The organism is uncultured Sulfitobacter sp. (genome assembly GCF_947497275.1).
Taxonomy (GTDB): domain Bacteria; phylum Pseudomonadota; class Alphaproteobacteria; order Rhodobacterales; family Rhodobacteraceae; genus Sulfitobacter.
This window is the reverse complement of sequence record NZ_CANMFS010000006.1, coordinates 115,410-139,513: the sequence shown is the minus strand read 5'-3', so window position 1 is coordinate 139,513 and position 24,104 is coordinate 115,410. Positions and strand designations below refer to the sequence as shown.

Genomic DNA, 24,104 nt, shown 5'->3' with positions numbered 1-24,104 from the left:
TCCTTTTGTGCGAATCGTCGCACGATGCAGTACCCCCCGCAAGCCTTGCAGCATTGCACCGATGCCTGTAACTGATAGCGCCATGAGACCTGTTTTCAACCAGACCGACCGCACCCGCCTGCGCGAACGCTTTTTCGGCGCGACGCATACCGTGCTTGCACGACTATAAGCGTGCCGCACCGTGCATCGCCGCGCGGCCCCGACTGTTTTCAAACAACCTGACCCAAGGGAGAGGACCGCATGTCCCCCAAAACGCTCTATGATAAAATCTGGGATGCCCATGTCGCGCATGAAGCGGACGATGGCACCTGCCTTCTGTATATCGACCGGCATCTCGTACACGAGGTGACGTCGCCGCAGGCCTTTGAAGGACTGCGCATGACGAATCGTACCGTGCGCGCACCCGATAAGACGATTGCCGTGCCCGATCACAACGTGCCCACGACGCTCGACCGCGCGAACGCCGAGACGATGACGGCGGACAGCCGCATTCAGGTCGAGGCACTGGACAAGAACGCCAAGGATTTCGGCATCCACTATTACCCCGTGTCCGATGTCCGTCAGGGCATCGTGCATATCGTCGGCCCCGAGCAGGGTTGGACCCTGCCCGGCATGACCGTGGTGTGCGGCGACAGCCACACCGCCACGCATGGTGCGTTCGGCGCGCTGGCCCACGGCATCGGCACATCCGAGGTCGAGCATGTTCTGGCTACCCAGACGCTTATTCAGCGCAAAGGCAAGAACATGAAGGTGGAAATCACTGGCAAGCTGCGCCCCGGCGTGACCGCCAAGGACATCACCCTGTCCGTGATCGGTGAAACCGGCACGGCGGGTGGCACCGGCTATGTCATCGAATACTGCGGCGAGGCGATCCGCGACCTCTCGATGGAAGGCCGCATGACCGTGTGCAACATGGCCATCGAGGGGGGCGCACGGGCGGGCCTGATCGCCCCTGACGAGAAGACGTTTGAATACTGCATGGGCCGCCCCCACGCGCCCAAGGGCGCCCAGTGGGAAGCCGCCCTTGCATGGTGGAAGACGCTTTATTCCGACGACGACGCCCATTGGGACAAGGTTGTGACCCTGAAAGGCGAAGACATCGCGCCCGTGGTCACGTGGGGTACATCGCCCGAAGACGTGCTGCCCATTACGGCGAAGGTACCGTCGCCCGCCGATTTCAAGGGCGGCAAGGTCGAAGCCGCACAGCGCAGCCTTGACTACATGGGACTGAAGGCGGGCATACCGCTGAACGAGGTGACGATCGACACCGTGTTTATCGGGTCCTGCACCAACGGTCGGATCGAGGATCTGCGCGCCGCCGCCGAAATTCTGAAAGGCAAGAAGATCAAGGACGGGATGCGCGCGATGGTCGTCCCCGGATCCGGCCTTGTGCGTGCGCAGGCCGAAGAAGAAGGCCTTGCCGATATCTTCAGGGATGCCGGTTTTGAATGGCGGCTTGCGGGTTGTTCGATGTGTCTGGCGATGAACCCCGATCAACTCGCCCCCGGCGAGCGGTGTGCGGCCACGTCCAACCGCAACTTCGAAGGCCGTCAGGGCCGCGGCGGACGCACGCACCTGATGAGCCCCGCGATGGCGGCGGCGGCGGCAGTGACGGGCCACCTGACCGACGTGCGGGAGATGATGTAGCATGACGGCGCGCCCCGATCCACGGCTTCGGAACGGGAACCGCCGCGTGTGGATGCACGTTGATCCAGCGAAAGCAACTTCGCTGGAGACACCCCATGAGCAATCGCATTTTCTTTATCCTGTCCGGAATCATTCTGCTGATCGGTGGCATCTGGGCGCTGTTCGCGCCCTTTGCCGCGTCGTTGGCCGCAACGATCTATGTCGGCATCGCCTTCATCGCGGCGGGGATCCTGCACATCGTACAGGGGCTGCGGGACGCAGAGGACCGGTTCTGGAACATCGGCTTCGGTATTCTCGGGGTGCTCTTGGGCGTCTCGTTCCTCTTCAATCCGTTCGGCGGGATGCTCTCGCTTACCAGCCTGTTCGGTGTATTGTTCATGGGTTCCGGCCTGATGCAGCTGTATCTTGCGTGGAAACGGCGGATGGCGGACCGGACGCTGTTTCTGGTACTGTCAGGCGTCGTCTCCGTCGCACTGGCACTGATGATTGCTTTCAACCTGTTTACGGCGTCTGTCACGCTGCCCGGAATTGTATTGGGGATCGAGTTGATCACGACAGGATTTGCCCTGCTTACCCTGCGTCCGCGCGCGCCGAACGCCCGCAATCTGCCGGACGATACCACCGTCTGAGCCACCCGAACAGCCTGCCCCGACCTGATGGCCGGACACCCAAACGGGTGCCTGGCCCATTTTTGCGCGCGGTATCCTGCGCGCCTTTCTCATTCATATACGACCGGGACCTGTGCCGGTCGGACAACAGGAGTTCTTTGACATGAACAAGTTCACCACACTCAGCGGCATTGCCGCACCCATGCCACTGATCAACATCGACACCGACATGATCATCCCCAAGCAGTTCCTCAAGACGATCAAGCGGTCCGGTCTTGGCGTGAATCTGTTCGACGAGATGCGCTATGACGACGACCGCAACGAAATTCCCGATTTCGTCCTCAACAAGCCACAGTACCGCGAGGCACAGATCCTCGTCGCCGGCGACAATTTCGGCTGCGGTTCGTCGCGCGAACACGCGCCCTGGGCCATCGCGGATTTCGGCATCACCTGCGTAATCGCACCCAGCTACGCGGACATCTTCTACAACAACTGTTTCAAGAACGGCATCCTGCCCATCGTGCTGCCACAGGAGCAGGTGGATTTGTTGATGAAGGACGCTGAAAAAGGCGCAAACGCGCGCATCGAGGTGGATCTGGAAAGCCAGAAAATCACCTCGTCGGACGGTGACGTTTTCACTTTCGACATCGACCCGTTCAAGAAACACTGCCTGATGAACGGTTTGGACGACATCGGCCTGACGATGGAAAAGGAGACATCCATTGACGCGTTCGAGGCGACGGCTGCGCAAAGTCGCCCTTGGGTTTAACCTTTCCGTAAACTTCGTTCAAATTGAACCGGATTTCCTTGTGGGCGCGCATGCAGCGCCCACAAGATGTTGCGCTTGCCTAAATCTTGCCTCGGAAATGATGCAAGAACGCACCACCCCTTCCCTGAAAACGCCCCGACAATACAGCCAGATACAGCAATGGTCTTGAGCATTAAGGCGAAAGAAGGCACGATTGTGACAACAATGAGGCAGGCCTTCCGTACCCTGAAGGCATCAAGTTGGAACAAGTACGCGGCATCGAATCGCGGCTGGCCAGTTTGAAGGGATAGAGTTTTGATAGCACGTATGATCAGTGCCGCTGCGCGCGGACTGCTGGTGGCGATTTTGATAATGACACCGGCCCTCATGTTGCCGGGTCTTGCCAGCGATTCGACTCAGATCGTCCTTCTTGCGGCGTTGCTTGCGGCTGTTCTGACCTTCGTCGAATACAACTCCGTCTTTCCCAGCATTGTCGAATTCCGCGACGCGGCACCGTTCAACCGCCTGCGCTTTCTCGCCCTGTTTTTCATCGTATTCCTGCTCAGCGCGATCCTCAAAGGTCTCACCCAGCCAACCGTTCTGACCGGAGCCTTCACCTCGATCGGTACGATCGTCGGCAACAGCATCGATTTCCCGTTCTCGCCGGTGCGGTTGATGGTTCTGATGCTGCCCGATAACGCGTCGCAGCAGACGATCGATTTCGTGCGTACCGCCGCCGGGCTTTCCTATGTCATTTCGCTAATTGCCATGACGGCGTTCCTCGTTCTGGTGCGGGTACTGAACTGGCCCGCGCGGGGGCGTGCATTCAACGTCTGGGTCAATCTCCCGCTGTTCGATCCAACGGCAGGCGGAGATGTGCTGGACCGGCTGCACCGCGATGCACGGATCAACATCGCGCTTGGCTTCCTGCTGCCTTTCCTCGTACCTGCTGTGGTCAAGATGGCGGCGGATCTGATAGACCCGATTACATTGCAGAATCCGCAAACTCTGATCTGGACAATCGCAGCATGGGCCTTTCTTCCGGCAAGCATCATCATGCGCGGCATCGCGATGGGCAAGATCGCAGACATGATCCACAAGAAGCGTCGCCGCGCATATGCGGATGCCGACGCAGAGGGTATGCAACCCGCCTGATCGCGGTTGCAGTCGCATTGGTTTTCGCCGGTGCGCCGCTTTGGGCCGAGCCGCTGAGGATCGCCACGTTTCACACCGACGCCTCGCGCAAGGGTCCGGGCCTGTTGCTGCGCGATATCCTGCGCGGCGACGACCCGCAGATTACTGCTGTGCAGGATACGATCATCCAGGCGGACGCCGATATTATCGTGGTTCAGGATTTCGATTTTGACCTGCGCGCCACTGCGTTGAACGCTTTCGCCGACACTCTGGCAGCGCGCGGGCTGTCCTATCCGCACCGTTTCACGCGGCCGACGAACGCCGGCAGGCAAAGCGGTCTGGACCTGAACGCGGACGGGCGATTGGGCGATGCCGACGACGCGCAGGGTTATGGCCGCTTCTACGGCGCAGGGGGGATGGCGATCTTGTCGCGTTTTCCGATCGTGGGAAACGAGGTCGAAGATTACACCGCGCTCCTGTGGCGCGATCTGCCTGACAATATCTATCCACAGGTTGACGGCGCGCCCTTCGGCGGTGCGCAAGTTCACGCAGCGCAGCGTTTGTCATCCAAAGGCCACTGGATCGTACCGGTCGCTACGCCCGATCACGGCACGGTGCGGGTGATGACCTTTCACGCGGCCCCCCCCGTTTTCGACGGTGCTGAAGACCGCAACGGACGGCGCAACCATGACGAGGCTGCGTTCTGGCTCGACTATCTCGCCCGCGCCGACAGCGCCCTGCCTTTCGTCTTGCTGGGCGTGGCCAACATGGACCCCGACCGCGGACAGGGGCGACCCGAAGCGATACGCGCGCTACTGACCCATCCGCAGTTGCAAGATCCGTTCCCGGACACGCCGACGGCGGATTTCGATGATCCCGATCCCGGCGATCTGCGGGTTGATTATCTGCTGCCGTCAAGCGACTGGAAGGTCGAGAATTTCGGCACGATCCGCACCCCTTCGGCCAGCCGCCATGACCTGCTGTGGGCAGACCTCGAACGCCGCGATCCTTGACGCTTCTGGCGCGCCGCGCTACGCCCTGAACCAACTATTTTCAGGAGCGACACATGGCAAACCCCACCCTTTTGATCCTCGCCGGTGACGGCATCGGCCCCGAAGTCATGGGGCAGGTCACACGCATCATCGACTGGTTCGGCGCCAAGCGCGATCTTGCCTTCGACGTCGAACATGATCTGGTCGGGGGGGCGGCTTATGACAAACACGGCACGCCCCTGCACGATGATACGATGGCCAGGGCGCTGGCGGCGGATGCGGTCCTGTTGGGGGCCGTGGGTGGACCAAAATACGACAATCTGGACTTTTCAGTAAAGCCCGAGCGCGGCCTGCTGCGTCTGCGCAAAGAGATGGATCTGTTCTCCAACCTGCGCCCGGCGCAATGTTTCGACGCGCTGGCGGATTTCTCATCGCTGAAAAAGGACGTCGTGGCGGGTCTGGACATCATGATCGTACGCGAGCTGACCTCTGGCGTCTATTTCGGAGAGCCGCGCGGCATCTTCGAGGAAGGCAACGAGCGTGTCGGCATCAACACCCAGCGTTATACCGAAAGCGAGATCGACCGCGTGGCGCGCTCGGCGTTCGAGCTGGCCCGCCGCCGTGGCAATAAAGTGTGTTCCATGGAAAAAGCCAACGTGATGGAAAGCGGCATCCTGTGGCGCGAAGTGGTGCAGAAGGTACACGACGAGGATTACCCTGACGTCGAGCTGAGCCACATGTACGCCGACAACGGCGCGATGCAGCTCGTCCGCGCGCCCAAACAGTTCGACGTGATCGTCACGGACAACCTCTTCGGTGACATCCTGAGCGATTGCGCGGCGATGCTGACAGGATCGCTCGGCATGCTGCCTTCTGCGTCCCTCGGCGCGCCCAATGCCGATGGCCGCCCCAAGGCGCTGTACGAGCCGGTACACGGCTCTGCGCCTGACATTGCGGGTCAGGGCAAGGCCAATCCAATCGCCTGCATCCTGAGCTTTGCGATGGCGTTGCGCTATTCCTTCGATCAGGGGGACGAGGCGGCGCGGCTGGAAAAGGCCGTGGAGCAGGTGTTGGCGGACGGCGCGCGCACCGCCGATCTGATGGGCCCCGAAGACGGAACGCCGATCACCACCGCCGAGATGGGCGACGCCATCCTTGCCGCGCTGGACGCGTCCCTTTGAAACCTGTCGCCTGCCCCCGCTTGGGATGGCGGGCGACATTGCCGGCCCTTGAGCACCGGCTTCATCAGGTGCAGGATCGGGCCAGAAGATCCGGAGCACCTTGCCGATGAGCCAAGACATCCTTGCAGAGTTTCTGCTGCCCACCGACGAGCTGCGCGACGACCTGCCGTTCTTTACCAAGACGTTGGGCATGCGGCTGGAAAACATATTTCCGGCCGACGATCCTTCGGTGGCCAGCTTTTCCGGCCACGGCCTGCGCCTGCGCATCGAAAAGGGCGCGGACGTGCCGCCCGGACATCTGCGCATCCTCACGGATGATCCCGACAGCTTTGCGGATGGCCTGCGCGAGATGACCGCGCCCAACGGCACGCGGATCTCCGTCGTGCCGCGCACGCCTCAGGTCGACGCGATCACGACACAGCATGAATTCGCCGTGCGCCGCCTGCGCGACGAGGCGCCTTGGGTGATCGGGCGCGCGGGCATGCATTACCGCGATCTGATCCCCTCGCGGCTCGGCGGTTCGATCATCGCCAGCCATATCCGCATTCCCGACGGCGGTCCGGTGCCCGACATGGTGCATTACCACACCGTCGGGTTTCAACTGATCTTCTGCTATCGCGGCTGGGTGGACGTGCTCTACGAAGACCAGGGCGACACGATCCGCCTGCACGCGGGCGATTGCGTCACCCAGCCTCCTGGCATCCGGCACCGCGTGGTCGAAGCCTCCCCCAACATCGAAGTGATCGAGATCGGCGTTCCCGCCGAGCATGTGACCACCATCGACCATGAGTTTACCCTGCCCAACGGCAAAGGCGATCCGGCGCGCGAATGGGACGGCCAGACCTTCGTGCACCATGTCAAGGACCGTGCCGAATGGCACCCCTTCCACGTGCCGGGTTTCGTCGCCCGCGACACCGGCATCACCCAGGGGACGAAGGGCGTGGCAGGTATTCAAGTGGTGCGCCGGGCGGAGGGCGATGCACCAGCCTTTACCCACGATGCCGATATCTATTTTACCTTCGTGATGGACGGCACCATGACGCTGCATGCCGATGGTCAGCCGGACCGCGACCTGCAAGCGGGGGACGCCTTCGTGATCCCGCCGGGCATGGTCGCGCAATACCGCGACGCCTCCAAAGATCTGGAGCTGCTCGAAGTGGCGCTGCGCGGCGATTTTAGGACAACGCTGGTCTGATCATCCGCCGTTGCGGGAAAGCGCAGAGAAAGCGGGATAAAGCCTGCGAAACCGCGCATAGGCCGCATCGTACGCGTCGCGCAACGCAACATCCGGCGTGATCACATCGCCCGTGGCGGGTGCGGGCATGATCCGGTCGGCCGGCTGCCCTGTCGCCGCCGCCTGCCCCAGCCGTGCAGCGCCAAGCGCGGCACCGAATGCGCGCCCCTGAGGCACATGCAGCGGTGTATCCAGAACTGTCGCGAGCATCTGCAACCAGTAGCGCGATGCCGACCCGCCACCGATGACATAAAGCGTTTCAAACCGTCCGCCGGTGGCGCGGATTGCCTCGTATCCGTCCCGCAGTCCAAAACAGACGCCCTCCAGAACCGCATGGGTAAGATCCACCTGCGTGGTCGCGGTGCTGATCCCCGCAAACCCGGCCCTGATCCGTGAATCATTGTGCGGCGTCCGTTCGCCGGACAAATAGGGTGCAAACCCGACGTCGCCAGGGGGCCGCAGCGCATCGCCAAGCGCCTCCGTCAGGGCGGCAGGGCTGCGCCCCGTGACCGAGGCCAGCCATGTCAGGCTGTCGGCAGCGGACAGCATCACGCTCATCTGGTACCAGGTGTCGGGCACTGCGTGGCAAAAGCTGTGAAGCGCGGAGTCCGGCGCGGAGCACAGCCGATCGCGTGCCATCAGGATCACACCAGAGGTGCCCAGGGACACGAACCCGCTGCCCTCGCGCAGCGCGCCCATCCCGCAGGCCGCCGCCGCATTGTCCCCCGCACCGCCCGCGACGCAGACCTGCGAACCAAGCCCCCAGCGATCCGCCACAGCGGGCCGCAACGTGCCCGCGCGCGCAGTCCCTTCGACAAGCCGTGGCATCTGCGCGCGGCGCAAGCCGCAGCGGTCAAGCAACGGATCGGACCAGTCGCGTGCCGCAACGTCGAGCCAGGCCGTCCCGGAGCAGTCGGACAGGTCAGACACATGCTCACCCGTCAGATAGTGATTGAGATAAGCCGCTGGCAACAGAACGCGGGCGACGCGCGCGAAAATCTCAGGCTCATGCTGGCGTACCCAGGCAAGTTTCGGCGCTGTGAAGCCGGGAAATACGACATTGCCGGTGATCTCTCGGAATGCGGGGTCGCTGTTCATCCGTGCGGCCCAGGCGTGGCTTCGCGTATCGTTCCACAGAATACACGGGCGCAGCACTGCATCCTGCGAATCCAGAAGTGTCGCACCATGCATGTGCCCCGCGACGCCGATGCCGGACACCCGCGCAAAGTCAGGATATGCATCACGTATCTCCGCGACGGCCTTCTCCAGCGCCTCGATCCAGTCCGCCGGATCCTGTTCGGACCATCCCGGATGGGGATGCGACACGCCGCAGGACGCCTCTGCCGAAGCAACCGGCGCACCGTCTTCATCCATCAGAAGAACACGCACCCCGGACGTTCCCAGATCAATGCCAAGAAAGCTCATGATGACGTCCCATGTTCACGCACGAAAACCTAGGATGATTACCTGACCTGGTACAAGCCACTATCCTGCGACCGCGAATATGAAGGATGTCAAATGTCGCGCGTCTTGCCCCGATGCGTTCAATTTTCTGAATTGTCTCCGCAGACCGTGTCAAGCAAAGCTGACCCAACTGCCAAGCATTTGTGACCCAAACCGGACCTACGACGCAGGACGCGCGGAAAAAGTAGCGGGTGGAAGGGCTCATGCGTGCGGACGGGTGCGACTTCCAGCGGAACCGAGGAGCGGCAAAGGGAATCGCAGTTTTTCGGAAGTTTTTGTCGGCGCAGCGACCGACAGTTTCGGGTCCAATTTCCCTCATAGTGCGGACACATTCTGTCGCTAAACCTCAAAATGACCGTAAATGAAAATGAACAATAAGGTAGGCAATATGCTGATCTCCGTGGTTGTGCCCTGTATGAACGAAGAAGCATCAATACCGGTCTTGGTGGAGCGTTTGTCGAAAGTGGTAGCCCCATACGGAGATCGCGCCGAGGTTTTACTCGTCGATGACGGCTCCACGGATGCAACATGGTCAGCGATCGAGAGGGCACGCGCAACTTTTCCTTGTCTTCGTGGCATAAGACTATCGGCCAATCGCGGCCATCAGATAGCATTAACTGCCGGGCTTGAGGCCGCCCAGGGTGAGCGTATCTTTATGCTCGACGCTGATCTGCAAGATCCTCCGGAGTTGCTCGGCGATATGATGGGTATGATGGACCGGGGCTATGATGTGGTCTATGGGCGGCGCAACGAGCGGCAGGGCGAGACGCTGTTCAAGCGCGCGACCGCTTGGGTGTTCTACCGCGTGCTTAACGCGATGTCCGACATTGAAATACCACGCGACACCGGTGACTTCCGGTTGGTCAGCCGCAAGGCGCTCGACGCAATCCTGTCGATGCCGGAGCGCGCGCGCTTTGTACGGGGCATGTTTGCCTGGGCTGGGTTTAGTCAGATCGGAATCGAATACGCCCGTGCGCCACGCGAATTGGGCGATACGAAATACCCCCTTAGGAAAATGATACGCTTTGCCGTTGACGCAATGACCGCGTTTTCCACGAAGCCTTTGAAATTCGCCACGCGTATGTCATTTGCCAGCCTCGGCTTTTCCGCCTTGATGATGATCTACGTGGCCCACTCTCTGATCGTCTACCAAACGGCTCCGGGCTGGGCCTCGGTTGTGCTGGTGATCAGCCTCTTTTCGGGCGTCCAGCTGCTGACCCTGGGCATCCTGGGCGAATATATCGGACGCCTCTACGTAGAGGCCAAGAACCGTCCTCTCTACTTCGTGTCAGAAGACACGCGCAGTGCTGATTTGCTCCCGCTGCGCAAAGTGGTCTGACCTCGTAATGCAGCTCAACCGCATATTTTCCTTTGCCTTGGTAGGCGTCGGAATCGCTCTGCTTTACGTGGTGCTTTACCTCGCATTCCTGCACGTGGGGCTCGTGCAAAGCGCCGCCAATGCGCTGGCATTCGGTCTTGCCGTGATGGTGCAATATGCCGGACAGGCGCGGTTCACATTTCAACGCCAATTGAATGATCTCCGCCAGATGCTGCGCTTTGGCTTCATGATCGCCTGCGGCTTTACCACCTCGGCGTTGATCACCGGGATTGTTGCCCCCTACTTCATGCTGCCTCCCTTGATCGCCGCCCTCGCGGTCACGGTGATCCTACCGGTACAGAACTTCATTCTCATGTCGCTCTGGGTATTTTCCAAGCGTGCAATCTGAAAGCAGAACTCACATGACACATATCTATTCCGACACATTTTTCGATTACATCGATCAGGGCGCGCGTCGTTCTGCCCAGCACTTTCTGGGGGTGTTGGGGCCTCTATTGACGCCTGCGTCTGTGATTGATCTGGGGTCCGGGCGCGGTGTGTGGCTGGATGAATGGCGCAAAGCAGGCGTAAGCGATGTCGTCGCTGTTGACGGCGATTATGTGAATCGAGATCAGTTGGCCATCGGACGTGAACAATTCATGGCCGCTGACTTGACCGCACCGGTCATCACCGATCGCCGCTTTGATCTGGCGCAGAGCCTCGAAGTAGGAGAGCACCTGCCCACATCCGCGTCGGCAACGCTGGTGGACAGCCTCACACGTGCCTCTGACCGGGTGCTGTTTTCAGCAGCAGTGACGGGCCAAGGCGGAGAATTTCACGTCAACGAGCAGCCTCTGTCCTTCTGGCAGGATCTGTTTTCAGCGCGCGGATACACTGCCTACGACTGCATCCGCCCGCATCTTTCAAATAATCGCGAAATTGAGCCTTGGTACCGCTACAATGCGGTGCTTTACGTGAATGAGGCGGGCCTCAAGGGTTTGCCTCAGGCCATCACCAAACATAAGGTTCCCGAAGGCACACCCGTCAAGAATGGCGGCGATGCGCTGTGGAAGCTGCGCCGCTCTGTCGTGTCGCACCTGCCGCGCGGCACTGTAACGCGCATCGCACAGACCCGCGCCAGCATCATCGCAGCGCGCGCGGGCAACAGGATGGGCACCGCATGACATCCTCCGTAGGTTTTGCAGAATACGCCTCGCCACTGTCTGACCACGTGGCCGACCGCGCCGCAGCACTACCCCTCGGGAGGGTGCTAATAGTCACACTGCTGGCAGTCTGTGTGGTGTCTCTGCCGAACCTCATCGACCCCTTCGTTCGCCACGATGATTATCCTGCCCTTTTTGGGGAAGCGCATTTGTACTGGGGCAAAACCCTGCATGAAGGTCGCTGGCTCAACTACATTTGGCATCTCCGCGAGGTCGTAACGCCTGCATGGCTGAACTTCGCGCTATATCAGGTGCTTTGGGCTGTGCTGGCCGCCGCCCTCGCCGTTGCTGCAATGGGACCTGAAGGGCGTCCGTGGTTCGCAAGCGTGCTGGCCTTGTTCATCCTGGGGTCAGCACCCGCCACACTGATTTCGACGTGGTTCAACACATTGATCCCGGGTCTGGCCATCGTCACGCTCTATGCAGTATTGGGATGTCGGCTATCGCAGCGCACCCATCGCGCTTTGTTACCCTTGTTCGTCATCCTCAGCTTCTTGGCCTACACAACCTATCCGCTCATACTGCTTGCCGTGTGCCTGATGCGCACGCAACAGCGATCACTACGTGACCTGTGCCTCTTGATGGCGCTTTTCGTACTCAGCTTTGCCGCCGCCGTCCTGCTGACCTACACCATTAACTGGCAGATCCACGGTGTATTTGGCGTACCGCTGGACGCCTGGCGAAATGCGACGCCTGCCGCCGATATGGCGGGTATGATCGCGAACCTGTCCATGTTGGGTGAAACATTCAAGACGCTGATGGTTCTGACGGCCTATTCCTTTATCCCCGCCGCTTATTTTCACGTCGGCATACTGCTCGTAGCCACGATTGTTATGATCCGCATTGCTCCGAAAGAGGCGCTTTATCTGCATGCAGGGCTGTGGGCCGGTATGGCTCTGATCGTGCTCCAAGTGCTGAAGCTTGGCGTTCTCGTCCCACCGCGCACGTTCATTTTTGCCTGGGTGTTCTATGCCGTGATCGTGGTACGCGCAGCGGCCCTTCTCAGCGAAACCCCTGGTCCGGGGGGCCGCATCATGCGCAATCTTTCGCTGCTGGTGGTCATCAGCTATCTGCTTTTGACGTTTTACCAATACACCATCTATCGCCCATGGCAGGCAGAGACCCGCGCGTTGAGTGCAGCATTGGAAGACGCTGATCCAGAGGGCACACGTCCTGTCTTGGTCACCGGCGATGTGATGACGCTGGGCAGCGCCAGGGCGGGCTATATTCAATCCGAATTGGCGCTGACCTTTCGCATGGAGCAGTTGAATGGGCGGAGGGTCGTACTCTGTGATAGTGCGCCTGAGACCTGCGCAGAGGTCGAAATATCACGCGCTACCGCGGGCTTGTCTCCTGCCATGAAGGTGGAGGTTGCGACCATCGACGGCGACGTTCGCATTAATACGCTGCTGGAATAAGTGAAGATGGCGCTCAGCAATAAATGATCGTTGTAGGAACGTGCACCATTCATCTTCATTCGCGCTTCCAGGAGGCCCGTTTCAAACCTATCGAGTTGGCGACAGTTTTTGCTAACCTCGCAAAAGCAGACTTTCGCGCCGTCCGTAGCATTTGTCAGTAAGGGGTCGCACCCAATAGCCCTTAGTCTCCGTTTCAAATGCTCAGAAGCCATCCCGCTGACCCCACTGCGATGCAGAAGGCGTTCCGGAGGCCTGCCGTCTAACGGTGCACTCTACCAATTCCTCGCCGTAGCTGATCCCCTGTTGACAAAACTAGTTTTGTAGTTATAAAAATTGTCTATGACTGTTTCATCCCGTTCCGCCATCACCGCCCGCGCCCTCGCCGCCCTTGGACATGAAGCCCGGCTCGACGTCTATCGACTACTCGTGCGTGCGGGCGAGGAGGGTCTGGTGGTCGGGGACATCGCGAGCCATACGAAGTTGCCGCTCTCGACGCTCGCCCATCACTTGCGCACACTCGTCGGGGCACGCCTCGTTGTGCAGGAGCGGCGCGGACGCGAGGTCGTGAACCGGGCTGACTTTACTGCCATGAATGCTGCACTCGCCTTTCTGACAGACGAGTGTTGCCAAGGCGTATCCCTTGTGCAGGAAAACGCCGCCTGACATTCGAACGAATTTCTTTGCTTATAAATAACTACATAACCGGATATATAATATGACAGAAGCAGCTATACGACTTACCGAACAAGGAACCCTAATCGCCCGTCGTCTATGGTCAGGTCAGTGGGTCTGGCTCGCTACCGCCGCGATCTTGGCTCTCGTCTGGGGTCTCGACCCCTCCCAAGGCCAGAAAAGCCTGTTCTTTGTTGCCGCGAACCTGCTCCAGACGGCCCCCTACCTGCTGCTTTCCATTGGCCTCGCCGCCTACGCAGGGGCGACGGGTGCCGACAATCTCATCGCCCGCGCCTTTACCGGTGCGCCAGTTGTCATGATCCTCATCGCCGCCGCTTTTGGCGGTCTTTCGCCTTTCTGTTCTTGCGGGGTGATCCCACTGATCGCAGCGCTTCTCGCAATGGGTGTGCCACTCTCCGCTGTCATGGCGTTCTGGCTGGCTTCGCCGGTCATCGACCCGTCGATGTTTGCGTTGACCGCAGGGGTCCTCGGTCTGGAGTTCGCCATCGCCAAGACACTGGCGGCTATCGGGCTGGGCCTGTTTGGTGGTTACGTGACGCTTATTCTCACCCGGTCGGGGACTTTCGCCAATCCGCTGCGCGAGGGTGTGGGTAACGGCGGCTGCGGCGCATCGGGTATCCGCAATCCCAAACCGCCTGTCTGGGCGTTTTGGCGCGATGAGGTACGGCGCACGAAGTTCGGGCGAGAAGCTTTGAAGACCTCGCTGTTTTTGTTCAAGTGGCTCTCTCTCGCCTTCGTCCTCGAGAGTCTGATGATTGCCTTCATTCCGGCCGAATGGGTGGCGCAGGCCGTTGGCGGGGACAGTTTCGTCTCGATCCCAATCGCCACGCTGGTTGGCGTGCCGGCCTATCTCAACGGCTATGCTGCATTGCCGCTCGTCTCAGGCCTGGTTGATCAGGGAATGGCCCCCGGTGCGGGACTGGCGTTCCTCGTCGCGGGCGGGGTGACATCGCTTCCGGCGGCCATCGCCGTATGGGCGCTGACGCGTCGCGCAGTCTTCGCTCTCTACATCGCTTTCGCGCTCACCGGGTCCATGATGGCGGGGCTGCTGTTCCAGCTCTGGCTCGCGTGATGGGTGCCGTGTCGCACACCGCATCGTTCCGGCACATCCTCGTCGGCGTCGATGGATCGGCTCCGGCCTGCCGGGCGGCGGTTTCAGCTGCGCGTCTCGCGCTGGCGCTCAATGCAAAGCTGACCTTTCTTGCCGTTGCACGGGAGGTTCGGGCCTCCAAGGAAATCGAGGACTACGCAAAGCTGGAAGGAATCTACGCGTCAAGTTTTCCACTGCTGCGAAAGGAAGCCGAATTCTGTCTCGCTGCGGCGGTTATATCTGCGCGTGAGTTGGGCCTGAAAGGTACGGAACGCCTCGTTCAGACTGGGGATGTGGCGCAGACGATCGCCCGCGTCTCGCACACGCACGGAGCCGACTGCATCGTCCTCGGGCGCAGCTCCCATGGGGCAATGCGGACTCTCTTCACGAGGTCCGTCGTCAAAACAGTGGAGGAGATTGCTGACAAAGCACTACTGCTGATCCCTTGAAATGCCCATCTGGAACTCCGGACGAAAGCGGACCTTCAGTTCCATATGTCGAGCGGCAGCTTTGCGTTCAGAAGCTATGCATTACAAAGTGTCACGCAGTTGTTTGAGCAGCGCCGGAGAAAGGCAAAACAAAGTATGACCCAATCTCTTGACCGCCTCGTGGAGCGGCAAATCCAGAAGGCCCTCGCCCAGGGTAAGCTGCGTGGCATTGAAGGCGAAGGGAAACCGTTGCCCGACCGTTCGGGTGAGGTTTACACCGACATAGCTACATCGGTGGCGTTCCGAATTATGGCAGAAGCTGGCGCACTGCCCGAGGAGTTCAAAATCAAAAAGCTGTTGGAAACGGCGCAGCAAAGCTACGCGGAGGCAACGGACGACGATGCCAAACGCGTTGTGATGGCTTTGATCGCCGACCTCCAGCAACGTTACAATATTGCTGTGGAGGCAAGGCGTCGGTTCATGGCGCCTTAGGCTGAAACAGCTATTCTTTGACCGCGCAGTATTCGTGACTTTGGGCTCGTTACCGGATTTTCGCTGCGCAAAAGCCCACATCGCGGGACGAAGAAGCCCGTAAAAGTGGTATCACAAATTGCGCTTTCGGCGGATGAGCAAAACGACAGAAAGACCGAGGACAGGAACAACGATTGTGCGGGTGAAATCCAATGCACTTGCACGCCACCGCCATGCACCCAACGATTGTATGTCGTCCCTCATGTCCAGAACCTCCATCGCAATTCCCAAGAAGCAAGCGATTGCAAGTGTTATCAAGAATGGCATTAGTCGCATTGATTTTCGCGCGATAGCGACTGCTAGCACAGTCAGCAAGAACCCTATCACCACATGCAGAATGTCCCTATCAATAGGCACATATTGAGCGAGTAGGATTTTCAGCGATTGATAGCCTGATGAGCTTTGCTCCATAACCGAAGAATAATCGTATCGAGCGTATCTGCAAAGGATGAAGTGGGGTTCTTTCCGTCCGTCGCTGCGCCTAGCACGAACGACTGACTATCCTTCTCAACACGCGATCTGGATCAGCCATCTGTCACAAAAGTCGGTTTTGTCCGTCATTCGGCAAATGGAAAAGTGGTGAGCCCTGCAGGATTCGAACCTGCGACCCACTGATTAAAAGTCAGTTGCTCTACCAACTGAGCTAAGGGCCCACTGGTGCGGTGTTTAGAAAGACCACGGGGGGCGGTCAACCCCATAATTCGCCAATCCGTGGGCAAGTGCTGGATTACGCTTCGGACTCTCGCTATATGCGCCTTATGACCTCATCCAATACCACAAATTTGCCGTTCATGAAAATGCACGGGCTTGGAAACGACTTTGTCGTGATCGACGCCCGCGCGCTGGAAATACCGCTGTCTCAGGCACTTGTGCGGGCCATCGCGGACCGTCACACCGGCGTGGGGTTCGACCAACTGGCCGTCATCAAAGCGGGCGATGCCGACGCGCACCTGACTTTCTACAATGCCGACGGCTCGACTTCGGCCGCTTGTGGCAACGCGACCCGGTGCATTGCGCGCTTTCTGATGGACGAGACCGGCCAGACCGCGCTGCACCTGACGACGGACCGTGGTGATCTGTTCGCGGTCGATGGGGGTGGTGGGCTGACGTCGATCAACATGGGCCATCCCCAACTGGATTGGGCCGACATACCGCTCGCGCGCGAGATGGACACACTTGCGCTGCCGATACCCGGATCGCCAACGGCCACCGGCATGGGCAATCCGCATTGCACCTTTTTTGTCGAGGACGTCGCCGGAATGGACCTTGCGCGCTTTGGTTCCGCGCACGAGCATCACGTTCTCTACCCCCAGCGCACCAACGTGCAGATTGCCCAGATCGTCGGCCCCGATCACATCCGTATGCGCGTGTGGGAGCGTGGCGTGGGCATCACGCTTGCTTCGGGCTCGTCATCCTGTGCTACGGCGGTTGCCGCGGCACGACGCGGGTTGACCGGGCGCCGCGTGCGCATTGATCTTGATGGAGGCACACTTGACATTGACTGGCGCGACGACGGGGTCTGGATGACCGGTCCGACGATGCATGTGGCAGATGGCACGTTCACGGCCCAGTTCATCGGGGCCTTCACATGAGCGCGCCGGTCTTCTCCAATCACGGCTGCCGCCTGAACCAGTACGAGCTCGAAGCGATGAAAGAGCTTGCAGCCGATGCGGGGCTGCAAGACGCAGTGGTCGTCAACACCTGCGCCGTCACCGCCGAGGCGGTGCGCAAGGCGCGTCAGGACATCCGCAAGCTGCGCAAGGCCAACCCCGATGCGCGTCTGATCGTGACAGGCTGCGCCGCCCAGACCGAGCCCGCGACATTCACTGCGATGCCTGAAGTGGACGCGGTGATCGGTAACACCGAAAAGATGCAGGGCGATACCTGGCAGGGACTTGCCGCCGACTTCATCGGAGAAACAGAGGCGGTGCAGGTCGACGACATCATGTCAGTCACGGAAACCGCCGGGCACCTTATCGATGGTTTCGGCACCCGAAGCCGTGCCTATGTTCAGGTTCAGAACGGCTGCGACCACCGCTGTACCTTCTGCATCATCCCCTTTGGCCGCGGCAATTCGCGGTCCGTTCCTGCGGGCGTGGTGGTGGATCAGATCAAGCGGTTGGTGAACAAGGGCTTCAACGAGGTCGTGCTGACCGGCGTCGACCTCACCTCTTGGGGCGCCGACTTGCCCGCCGCTCCGCGTCTGGGCGATCTGGTGATGCGCATCCTGCGGCTGGTGCCGGATCTGCCGCGCCTTCGGATCAGTTCGATCGATTCGATCGAGGTGGACGAAAACCTGATGCAGGCCATTGCGACGGAACCGCGTCTGATGCCGCACCTGCACCTGTCACTGCAACATGGCGACGACATGATCCTGAAGCGGATGAAGCGGCGGCATCTGCGCGACGATGCTATCGCATTCTGCGCGCAGGCGCGGGCGCTGCGCCCCGACATGACCTTTGGCGCGGACATCATCGCGGGGTTCCCGACAGAGACGGACGCGATGTTCGAGAACTCGCTGAAGCTGGTCGAGGACTGCGATCTGACCTGGATGCACGTGTTCCCCTACTCTGCTCGCGAAGGGACACCGGCCGCAAGGATGCCCGCTGTGAACGGCACAGCGATCAAGGAACGCGCGGCGCTGCTGCGCGCCGCCGGGGCGCAACAGGTCCTGCGGCATCTAAAGGACCAGGTGGGCAAGCGCCACAAGATCCTGATCGAAAACGAAAAGATGGGCCGCACCGAACAATTCGCCGAAGTACATTTCGACATGCCGCAACCGGTTGGGCAGATCGTCGAAACGGACATCACGGGGTGCGATGGGACTGCTCTGACAGCGTGATGGTTCACTTACCCTGTGCGGTTTGCTAGCGTCGCAGCAAGACAACAGGGGTTCGAACCAGATGCGCGATTTAGGCCCGATCAACGCCGGTTTCCTTGCCGACGCATCACCTGCATTGAAAGATGCGGTGTCACGACTGGCGCAGGAAACTACACTGGATACCGGCACCGTACTTTTCCGGCACGGCGATCCCGGCGACAGCCTGCACGCGATCCTGTCCGGCTCTTTCGAATTTAGCGTAATTTCTTCCGGCGGGCGCAAACTGACGCTCGACGTGATGCACAAGGGTGCGATCTTTGGCGAAATCGCATTCTTCGATCCGGGGCCGCGCACCGCAACCGTTATTGCGCTGGAACCCAGCAACCTTTGGACCGTCAGCGGTTCCGATTTTCTCGGTGCGATGCGTGATGAACCCGAACTCGGGATCGAAATGTTGCGCCTCGCGGGCAAGCGGATGCGCTGGATGGGACACCAATTGAGCGAGCAGGTATTCCAACCCCTTGCGACACGGCTTGCTGGCAAGGTGCTGTACCTCGCGGCACATGACAAAGACGACGCGCCGTTGCTGGCGCTGTCCAAGACTGAATTGGCGGAGTTCGCAGGTGCCAGTCGTGAGGCGGTATCCAAAATTCTTTCAGGCTGGGCGCGCTGCGGCTACGTCGAATCCACGCGGGGAGGGCTGCGGCTTCTCGACCGTCAGGCTCTGGAGGAGCTTTCTAAATTCGTGGAAACCTGAAGTTTCTGTGATCGAGTTCACAGACCGCCATGTGTTTCATTGACTAGGTTATGCCCATAGTAAGTCCTGCTTTGACTCTCGGACCTCCTTTTTCTTCGGATCGTCCCAAGGCGGATATTTATTAACGGGGGATCGGATTGGCGGGAATGGGTGCTAAGCACATATGAACCGCACGTCGGGGGCGATACACGCCTGATCCGGTCCCGCCTATTAAAGCTTGCCCAAAGATCGCTCACGCTCCGGCGATCAGGTCAGCCTAAAAGAAAGGCCCTCCCGCGCACTGCGAGAGGGCCCATTTATTTGGGACGCACCGGAATCACCGGGCAAATCGGCTCAGGCTTTGTATTTAACCCGTGCCCACAGCCGCTTGTTCGTCAGGTACAACAGAACCGAAAGCAGCGTGAGGAAGATGACACCGGCAAAACCAGCCTGCTTGCGCGCGCCGAGCTTGGGCTCCGCTGTCCACATCAGGAACGCAGAAACGTCTTCCGCCATCGCTTCGATGGAATTGGCGTGGCCGTCTTCGTACTCCACCGCTTCGTCGTACAGAGGCGGTGCCATGGCAATCCAGCCACCCGGCATCACGGTGTTCTCGTACAGGATCACGCCGGCCTGCTCTTTCTCTTCGCCGGTATAGCCTTCGGCTAGCAACGCCGCGATATACTCGGGGCCGCCGGTGCCTTTCAAAAGCTGGTTGATCCCCAGACCGTAGGGGCCGTGGAACGCGGCGCGTTTTTTCGCCATCAACGACAGGTCGGGCGCGTTCTCAAGCGCCGACCCGGGGAAATGATCGACAGGCGTCCCTTCGCGGAAATCATCGAGCTCCGCGTCATAGACATCGTACCGCTTGGAATACTCGATGACCTGCTCTTCGGGCAGCGCAGGGCCGCTTTCGGCTTCCAGCGTGCGCAGTGGAACATACCTCAGTCCGTGGCAAGCCGAGCAGATCTCGGTATAAACTTGCAGCCCGCGCTGCAGCTGGTTCACGTCGTAGGTGCCGAACGGTCCGTCGAACGAAAAGTCGATGTTTTCGATGTGGTGGGTCGCCTCCCCTGCCGCGAACACGGCAGGAGCGGTAAGCGCGAGGACAGCGCCGAGGAGTGTTGTTTTTATCATGTTCATTTTCGTTTACTCCGCCGGATTCACGAGTGTTTTCGTGCCACCGGTTTTAGGCGCATAGTGCTCCGCGAAATCGGCTTCGATCGTTTCGGGTTCCGGCAGCGGTTTTTCGATCACGCCGAGAAGCGGCAGGATGACGAAGAAATAGGCGAACCAGTAGGTTGATGCGATCAGCGAGAAGGACGCGTAAGGTTCTTCCGCCGGCATCGCTCCCAGCCACATCAGCGCAAAGAAGTCGAAGACCAGAAGCGCGAACCACCATTTGAACATCGGACGATACCGACCGGACCGCACGCGGCTGGTGTCGAGCCACGGTGTCGCCGCGAGGGCTGCAATCGCACCGAACATCGCCAGAACACCGAAGAACTTCGCATCGACGATGCCACCGGTCACGAACGACGCGATCTGCACGACCCAAACCTCGGCCGTGAAGGCGCGCAGGATGGCGTAGAACGGCAGGAAGTACCATTCAGGAACGATGTGTGCAGGCGTCGCAAGCGGGTTCGCCTCGATATAGTTGTCGGGGTGGCCAAGGTAGTTCGGCATGAAGCCCACGACCGCGAAGAACACCACCAGAATTACCGCCAGCGCGAACAGATCCTTGATCACGAAGTAGGGCCAGAACGGCAGCGTATCTTTCTCTGCCTCTTCCTTGGATGTCGTCCGGACAGGCACACCCGTCGGGTTGTTGTTGCCCGTGGTGTGGAACGCCCAGATGTGCAGGATCACCAGACCGGCGATCACGAACGGCAGCAGATAGTGCAGCGAGAAGAAGCGGTTCAGCGTCGCGTTGTCGACCGCAGGGCCGCCAAGCAGCAGTGTCTGGATCGCGTCACCGACAAAGGGAACGGCACCGAAAAGACCGGTGATCACGGTCGCACCCCAGAAGGACATCTGCCCCCATGGCAGAACGTACCCCATGAACGCCGTGGCCATCATCAGCAGATAGATAACCATGCCGATGATCCAGGTGATCTCGCGCGGTGCCTTGTACGATCCATAGTAAAGACCGCGGAAGAGGTGCGCGTACACCGCGATGAAGAACAACGAAGCGCCGTTCGCGTGCATATACCGCAGCATGTAGCCGCCGTTCACATTGCGCATGATGTGCTCGACGCTGGCAAACGCTTGATCAACGTGCGGTGTATAATGCATTGCCAGAACGATGCCGGTGATGATTTGCAGCACCAGACAGAAGGTCAGGACAATGCCCCAGATCCACATCCAGTTCAGGTTCTTGGGCGTTGGGATCATCAGCGTGTCGTACATGAGACCGACGACCGGCAAACGGCTGTGCAGCCACTTCTCGCCTTTCGAGTTCGGTTCGTAATGGTCGTGAGGAATTCCAGACATATGCGTTTCCTTTAACCGAGTTGAAGAGTTGTTTCGTCGAGAAACGCTGCGACCGGAACCGGCAGGTTCGTCGGCGCAGGGCCTTTGCGGATGCGGCCCGCCGTATCGTAGTGCGATCCGTGACAGGGGCAGAACCAGCCGTCGAAATCGCCCGCCTCGCCCAGCGGCACGCAACCCAGGTGCGTACACACACCCATCATAATCAGCCATTCGCCGGCTTCGTCCAGGGTGCGGTTCTCGTCTGTCGCAATCACATCACCGGTAAGGTTCGCGTTCTGCGCAATGGGATCGGGCAGATCGGAAAGCTCGACCGCGCGGCCCTCGGCAATCTCCTCTTCGGACCGGCGGCGGATGAACACCGGCTTGCCCAGCCATTTGACCGTCAACTGGGTTCCGGTCTCGATACCGCTTACGTCCACCCGGATCGAGGACAGCGCAACCACGTCCGCCGACGGGTTCATCTGGTTAACCAACGGCCAGACGGCGGCCCCGACGGCCACAGCGCCGGTCCCGGCTGTCGCGTAATAGAGGAAATCCCTCCGGTTGCCTGCGGTATCATCAGCTTGAGACACGATGCTTTCTCCATTTTGGGCCATTGGGCGGCCAGCAGGGATGGCGGCGCGCTTATCCCAGGGCGCCCGTTATTGCGGGTTGTCTAGCTTGCCCGCGCGGACACGTCCAGATGGTTTAGGCGTGCAAAGGGTCGCAGTTTGCGCATTTCAGACAATGATTTGATGCATTCGGCGTCTATCAGGACGTTGGCGGCACCGTGGATTTCATCCAGTCACGCGATTCGAATTTCTCGAACCAGAGGGCCAATGCATCGTTCCCCTTGCGCCATCCTCGGGCATCATGGCGGAAATCGACGTAGGCCAACGCGCAGCCGATGGCGATCTGACCCATGTCGAGCGGCCCTTCCAGATGGCTCATCCAGCGGGTGTTGAGCGCGGCACAGGTCCGCGCGACCTTCTCCCACTGGCCATCGACCCATTCCGGCATCCGCTTTTCCTCGGGGCGCAGCCGCGTTTCGTATGTCATCAACAACGCCGCGTCCAGAATGCCGTCCGCCGTCGCCTCCAGCGTCAGCGTATCCCAGCGCCGCGCGCCGGATGGGTACAGTCGGTCACCGCCGCGCGCATCCAGATAGGCGCAGATCACCCGACTGTCATAAAGCGTCGGACCGTCCGGCCGCTCAAGTGCGGGCACCTTGGCAAGCGGATTTTTCGCCAGCAGCGCGGCATCGGCGGCAACTGGGGTCGTCGCAGTGTTGATCAACTCGACATCCTCGCGCTGTCCGGTTTCTTCGAGGACGATCATGACCTTACGGACATAGGGCGAGGTCGGAGCGTAGTAAAGTTTCATCGGAGCCATCCTTGTAGTGAAGCGTTGCGCGCCACTGTTCACCCGTTCGCCGCGCATGGCAAGCGTCGCTAATCGCGCGGCAGATCCCGCATCAACGCGGCAAGATGCGCGATTTCACTGCCGATACCGTGCTGTGCCAGCTCTCGTGCCGCAGCGATCCGCACCGCCTCCGGCTTGTTCTGCCCCAGCTTCCACGTGCCGTCGATGCCCGTCACCGTGAACCGAAACGGCACGATCATCCGCATCATCTTGTCCAGCACCTCCGGAGACATTTTCCGGGTCTGCCACGGTGGTTTTGGCGCTAGGCGACCTTCGAAACCTGCCGACTGCCGGTCCAACATGTCGCGCATCGTTTCTTGCGGCAGGCGGACGAGTGTACCGGACAGATGCACGGCGATGTAGTTCCACGTCGGGACTTGATCGGCCACCCCGTACCAGTCGGGCGACACATAGCTGTCGGGGCCCGATACGGCAATGGTCGCGGCAAACGGCCCTTCCCCCATCCGCGCAATCGGGTTGGAGCGCACCAGATGCAGATCCGCCGCTGTACCCTCTGCGTTCAGCAAGAACGGCACATGGCTCAGGTGCGGCGCCGCATCGGTGCTGACGGCCAGAACGCCAAAACTGCGCGCGCGGGCGAAGGCCAGATTGCGCGCCTGCGCCGCGTCGTGAAAAACCGGATTTGGGTGCATCGGGCGCCTCCTTCGGGGGTGTGACCAATAAGCTATTGCAGAGGCGGCGGGCGCTTGGCAATCTGCGATCATTCTCAGGGCGGGGTGAAACTCCCCACCGGCGGTATGAGGGGATCCCCTTCGAGCCCGCGAGCGCTGCCGACCTCTCTGCGAGAGGCGGCAGGACAAGCAGATCCGGTGCGATGCCGGAGCCGACGGTCATAGTCCGGATGGAAGAGAATGCAGGACCGACCCCGCGCCCCTCCGGTGCGGCGCGCGAGCCTGTGATCGCCTTGGGTGGACGTGTCGAAC

At 60.2% G+C, this 24,104-nt stretch carries 25 protein-coding genes, 1 tRNA gene and 1 riboswitch; of the genes, 19 read left to right on the top strand and 7 right to left on the bottom strand.

Annotation, left to right across the window (positions count from 1 at the left end):
• Positions 1-61 precede the first annotated feature (61 nt).
• From Q1A06_RS13740 to Q1A06_RS13705, 8 genes are all read left to right on the top strand, one after another.
• Positions 62-169, top strand: coding sequence for an isopropylmalate isomerase (locus Q1A06_RS13740; protein ID WP_299564608.1), 108 nt, complete (start codon positions 62-64; stop codon positions 167-169).
• Between the two features lie 71 nt (positions 170-240).
• Entirely contained in the window at positions 241-1,647 is a 1,407-nt protein-coding gene (gene leuC / locus Q1A06_RS13735; RefSeq protein WP_299564606.1) for a 3-isopropylmalate dehydratase large subunit, read from the top strand.
• Between the two features lie 95 nt (positions 1,648-1,742).
• Positions 1,743-2,276 carry an HdeD family acid-resistance protein gene (locus Q1A06_RS13730; protein ID WP_299564603.1) on the top strand — a complete coding sequence of 178 codons (534 nt, stop codon included), beginning with the start codon at positions 1,743-1,745 and terminating at the stop codon, positions 2,274-2,276.
• Between the two features lie 142 nt (positions 2,277-2,418).
• Positions 2,419-3,024 (top strand): 3-isopropylmalate dehydratase small subunit, encoded by a 606-nt coding sequence (leuD, locus tag Q1A06_RS13725; protein ID WP_299564600.1) that lies wholly within the window; start codon positions 2,419-2,421, stop codon positions 3,022-3,024.
• A 306-nt stretch (positions 3,025-3,330) separates the two neighbouring features.
• A complete protein-coding gene (locus tag Q1A06_RS13720; protein WP_299564597.1) occupies positions 3,331-4,158 on the top strand; it encodes a hypothetical protein in 828 nt (275 codons plus the stop codon).
• A gap of 17 nt (positions 4,159-4,175) precedes the next feature.
• Positions 4,176-5,150 carry an endonuclease/exonuclease/phosphatase family protein gene (locus Q1A06_RS13715; protein WP_299564595.1) on the top strand — a complete coding sequence of 325 codons (975 nt, stop codon included), beginning with the start codon at positions 4,176-4,178 and terminating at the stop codon, positions 5,148-5,150.
• A gap of 53 nt (positions 5,151-5,203) precedes the next feature.
• Positions 5,204-6,310 carry a 3-isopropylmalate dehydrogenase gene (gene leuB, locus Q1A06_RS13710; protein ID WP_299564592.1) on the top strand — a complete coding sequence of 369 codons (1,107 nt, stop codon included), beginning with the start codon at positions 5,204-5,206 and terminating at the stop codon, positions 6,308-6,310.
• A 106-nt stretch (positions 6,311-6,416) separates the two neighbouring features.
• On the top strand, positions 6,417-7,505 hold the full coding sequence (locus tag Q1A06_RS13705; RefSeq protein ID WP_299564589.1) for a cupin domain-containing protein: 1,089 nt from the start codon (positions 6,417-6,419) through the stop codon (positions 7,503-7,505).
• On the opposite strand, the gene xylB is transcribed toward Q1A06_RS13705, so the two are convergent.
• On the bottom strand, positions 7,506-8,969 hold the full coding sequence (gene xylB / locus Q1A06_RS13700; RefSeq protein ID WP_299564586.1) for a xylulokinase: 1,464 nt from the start codon (positions 8,967-8,969) through the stop codon (positions 7,506-7,508).
• A gap of 427 nt (positions 8,970-9,396) precedes the next feature.
• On the opposite strand from xylB, the gene Q1A06_RS13695 reads away from it, so the two are divergent.
• From Q1A06_RS13695 to Q1A06_RS13660, 8 genes are all read left to right on the top strand, one after another.
• Positions 9,397-10,347 (top strand): glycosyltransferase family 2 protein, encoded by a 951-nt coding sequence (locus tag Q1A06_RS13695; protein WP_299564583.1) that lies wholly within the window; start codon positions 9,397-9,399, stop codon positions 10,345-10,347.
• A 7-nt stretch (positions 10,348-10,354) separates the two neighbouring features.
• Positions 10,355-10,735, top strand: coding sequence for a GtrA family protein (locus tag Q1A06_RS13690; protein WP_299564579.1), 381 nt, complete (start codon positions 10,355-10,357; stop codon positions 10,733-10,735).
• A gap of 13 nt (positions 10,736-10,748) precedes the next feature.
• Positions 10,749-11,510 carry a class I SAM-dependent methyltransferase gene (locus tag Q1A06_RS13685; protein ID WP_299564576.1) on the top strand — a complete coding sequence of 254 codons (762 nt, stop codon included), beginning with the start codon at positions 10,749-10,751 and terminating at the stop codon, positions 11,508-11,510.
• A complete protein-coding gene (locus Q1A06_RS13680; protein ID WP_299564574.1) occupies positions 11,507-12,967 on the top strand; it encodes a hypothetical protein in 1,461 nt (486 codons plus the stop codon). The genes Q1A06_RS13685 and Q1A06_RS13680 overlap by 4 nt, the downstream gene beginning before the upstream one ends.
• Before the next feature lie 339 nt (positions 12,968-13,306).
• Positions 13,307-13,630 (top strand): metalloregulator ArsR/SmtB family transcription factor, encoded by a 324-nt coding sequence (locus Q1A06_RS13675; protein ID WP_299564571.1) that lies wholly within the window; start codon positions 13,307-13,309, stop codon positions 13,628-13,630.
• A gap of 52 nt (positions 13,631-13,682) precedes the next feature.
• Positions 13,683-14,732 carry a permease gene (locus tag Q1A06_RS13670; RefSeq protein WP_299564568.1) on the top strand — a complete coding sequence of 350 codons (1,050 nt, stop codon included), beginning with the start codon at positions 13,683-13,685 and terminating at the stop codon, positions 14,730-14,732.
• Positions 14,732-15,199, top strand: a complete 468-nt coding sequence (locus Q1A06_RS13665) for a universal stress protein (RefSeq protein WP_299564565.1) — start codon at positions 14,732-14,734, stop codon at positions 15,197-15,199. Before Q1A06_RS13670 ends, Q1A06_RS13665 begins: the two co-directional genes overlap by 1 nt.
• A gap of 45 nt (positions 15,200-15,244) precedes the next feature.
• Positions 15,245-15,670 (top strand): DUF1992 domain-containing protein, encoded by a 426-nt coding sequence (locus Q1A06_RS13660; RefSeq protein WP_366523523.1) that lies wholly within the window; start codon positions 15,245-15,247, stop codon positions 15,668-15,670.
• 616 nt (positions 15,671-16,286) lie between these two features.
• Here the strand turns inward: Q1A06_RS13660 and Q1A06_RS13655 are convergent.
• Positions 16,287-16,362 (bottom strand) — tRNA-Lys (locus Q1A06_RS13655).
• A gap of 105 nt (positions 16,363-16,467) precedes the next feature.
• Between Q1A06_RS13655 and dapF the strand changes: the two genes are divergently transcribed.
• The 3 genes from dapF (at position 16,468) to Q1A06_RS13640 (ending at position 19,287) form a co-directional block, all read left to right on the top strand.
• Entirely contained in the window at positions 16,468-17,301 is an 834-nt protein-coding gene (gene dapF / locus Q1A06_RS13650; protein WP_299564563.1) for a diaminopimelate epimerase, read from the top strand.
• On the top strand, positions 17,298-18,551 hold the full coding sequence (gene mtaB / locus Q1A06_RS13645) for a tRNA (N(6)-L-threonylcarbamoyladenosine(37)-C(2))-methylthiotransferase MtaB (protein ID WP_299564560.1): 1,254 nt from the start codon (positions 17,298-17,300) through the stop codon (positions 18,549-18,551). The genes dapF and mtaB overlap by 4 nt, the downstream gene beginning before the upstream one ends.
• Positions 18,552-18,612: 61 nt before the next feature.
• Positions 18,613-19,287, top strand: coding sequence for a Crp/Fnr family transcriptional regulator (locus Q1A06_RS13640; protein WP_299564557.1), 675 nt, complete (start codon positions 18,613-18,615; stop codon positions 19,285-19,287).
• A 333-nt stretch (positions 19,288-19,620) separates the two neighbouring features.
• Here the strand turns inward: Q1A06_RS13640 and Q1A06_RS13635 are convergent, their stop codons facing one another.
• The 5 genes from Q1A06_RS13635 to Q1A06_RS13615 all read right to left on the bottom strand — a co-directional run bounded on the left by Q1A06_RS13635 (position 19,621) and on the right by Q1A06_RS13615 (position 23,813).
• Positions 19,621-20,403: a cytochrome c1 gene (locus Q1A06_RS13635; RefSeq protein ID WP_299564996.1), complete on the bottom strand. Its 783-nt coding sequence runs from the start codon at positions 20,401-20,403 to the stop codon at positions 19,621-19,623.
• 12 nt (positions 20,404-20,415) lie between these two features.
• Positions 20,416-21,759 (bottom strand): cytochrome b, encoded by a 1,344-nt coding sequence (gene petB, locus Q1A06_RS13630; RefSeq protein ID WP_299564554.1) that lies wholly within the window; start codon positions 21,757-21,759, stop codon positions 20,416-20,418.
• Positions 21,760-21,770: 11 nt separating this feature from the next.
• Complete coding sequence (gene petA / locus Q1A06_RS13625; RefSeq protein WP_299564551.1) at positions 21,771-22,331, bottom strand: ubiquinol-cytochrome c reductase iron-sulfur subunit; 561 nt, start codon at positions 22,329-22,331, stop codon at positions 21,771-21,773.
• A 178-nt stretch (positions 22,332-22,509) separates the two neighbouring features.
• Positions 22,510-23,121 carry a glutathione S-transferase gene (locus Q1A06_RS13620; protein WP_299564548.1) on the bottom strand — a complete coding sequence of 204 codons (612 nt, stop codon included), beginning with the start codon at positions 23,119-23,121 and terminating at the stop codon, positions 22,510-22,512.
• Positions 23,122-23,189: 68 nt separating this feature from the next.
• Positions 23,190-23,813: an FMN-binding negative transcriptional regulator gene (locus Q1A06_RS13615; RefSeq protein WP_299564546.1), complete on the bottom strand. Its 624-nt coding sequence runs from the start codon at positions 23,811-23,813 to the stop codon at positions 23,190-23,192.
• A 66-nt stretch (positions 23,814-23,879) separates the two neighbouring features.
• Positions 23,880-24,038, top strand: a riboswitch (FMN riboswitch).
• Positions 24,039-24,104 lie beyond the last annotated feature (66 nt).

What these genes read in the sequence shown, in the direction of transcription:
- Q1A06_RS13740 (WP_299564608.1), top strand. Translation starts at nt 62, where the DNA reads ATGCCTGTAACTGATAGCGCCATGAGACCTGTTTTCAACCAGACCGAC.
- leuC (WP_299564606.1), top strand. Translation starts at nt 241, where the DNA reads ATGTCCCCCAAAACGCTCTATGATAAAATCTGGGATGCCCATGTCGCG.
- Q1A06_RS13730 (WP_299564603.1), top strand. Translation starts at nt 1,743, where the DNA reads ATGAGCAATCGCATTTTCTTTATCCTGTCCGGAATCATTCTGCTGATC.
- leuD (WP_299564600.1), top strand. Translation starts at nt 2,419, where the DNA reads ATGAACAAGTTCACCACACTCAGCGGCATTGCCGCACCCATGCCACTG.
- Q1A06_RS13720 (WP_299564597.1), top strand. Translation starts at nt 3,331, where the DNA reads ATGATCAGTGCCGCTGCGCGCGGACTGCTGGTGGCGATTTTGATAATG.
- leuB (WP_299564592.1), top strand. Translation starts at nt 5,204, where the DNA reads ATGGCAAACCCCACCCTTTTGATCCTCGCCGGTGACGGCATCGGCCCC.
- Q1A06_RS13705 (WP_299564589.1), top strand. Translation starts at nt 6,417, where the DNA reads ATGAGCCAAGACATCCTTGCAGAGTTTCTGCTGCCCACCGACGAGCTG.
- xylB (WP_299564586.1), bottom strand. Translation starts at nt 8,969, where the DNA reads ATGAGCTTTCTTGGCATTGATCTGGGAACGTCCGGGGTGCGTGTTCTT.
- Q1A06_RS13695 (WP_299564583.1), top strand. Translation starts at nt 9,397, where the DNA reads ATGCTGATCTCCGTGGTTGTGCCCTGTATGAACGAAGAAGCATCAATA.
- Q1A06_RS13690 (WP_299564579.1), top strand. Translation starts at nt 10,355, where the DNA reads ATGCAGCTCAACCGCATATTTTCCTTTGCCTTGGTAGGCGTCGGAATC.
- Q1A06_RS13685 (WP_299564576.1), top strand. Translation starts at nt 10,749, where the DNA reads ATGACACATATCTATTCCGACACATTTTTCGATTACATCGATCAGGGC.
- Q1A06_RS13680 (WP_299564574.1), top strand. Translation starts at nt 11,507, where the DNA reads ATGACATCCTCCGTAGGTTTTGCAGAATACGCCTCGCCACTGTCTGAC.
- Q1A06_RS13675 (WP_299564571.1), top strand. Translation starts at nt 13,307, where the DNA reads ATGACTGTTTCATCCCGTTCCGCCATCACCGCCCGCGCCCTCGCCGCC.
- Q1A06_RS13670 (WP_299564568.1), top strand. Translation starts at nt 13,683, where the DNA reads ATGACAGAAGCAGCTATACGACTTACCGAACAAGGAACCCTAATCGCC.
- Q1A06_RS13665 (WP_299564565.1), top strand. Translation starts at nt 14,732, where the DNA reads ATGGGTGCCGTGTCGCACACCGCATCGTTCCGGCACATCCTCGTCGGC.
- Q1A06_RS13660 (WP_366523523.1), top strand. Translation starts at nt 15,245, where the DNA reads ATGTCGAGCGGCAGCTTTGCGTTCAGAAGCTATGCATTACAAAGTGTC.
- dapF (WP_299564563.1), top strand. Translation starts at nt 16,468, where the DNA reads ATGACCTCATCCAATACCACAAATTTGCCGTTCATGAAAATGCACGGG.
- mtaB (WP_299564560.1), top strand. Translation starts at nt 17,298, where the DNA reads ATGAGCGCGCCGGTCTTCTCCAATCACGGCTGCCGCCTGAACCAGTAC.
- Q1A06_RS13640 (WP_299564557.1), top strand. Translation starts at nt 18,613, where the DNA reads ATGCGCGATTTAGGCCCGATCAACGCCGGTTTCCTTGCCGACGCATCA.
- Q1A06_RS13635 (WP_299564996.1), bottom strand. Translation starts at nt 20,403, where the DNA reads ATGATAAAAACAACACTCCTCGGCGCTGTCCTCGCGCTTACCGCTCCT.
- petB (WP_299564554.1), bottom strand. Translation starts at nt 21,759, where the DNA reads ATGTCTGGAATTCCTCACGACCATTACGAACCGAACTCGAAAGGCGAG.
- Q1A06_RS13620 (WP_299564548.1), bottom strand. Translation starts at nt 23,121, where the DNA reads ATGAAACTTTACTACGCTCCGACCTCGCCCTATGTCCGTAAGGTCATG.
- Q1A06_RS13615 (WP_299564546.1), bottom strand. Translation starts at nt 23,813, where the DNA reads ATGCACCCAAATCCGGTTTTTCACGACGCGGCGCAGGCGCGCAATCTG.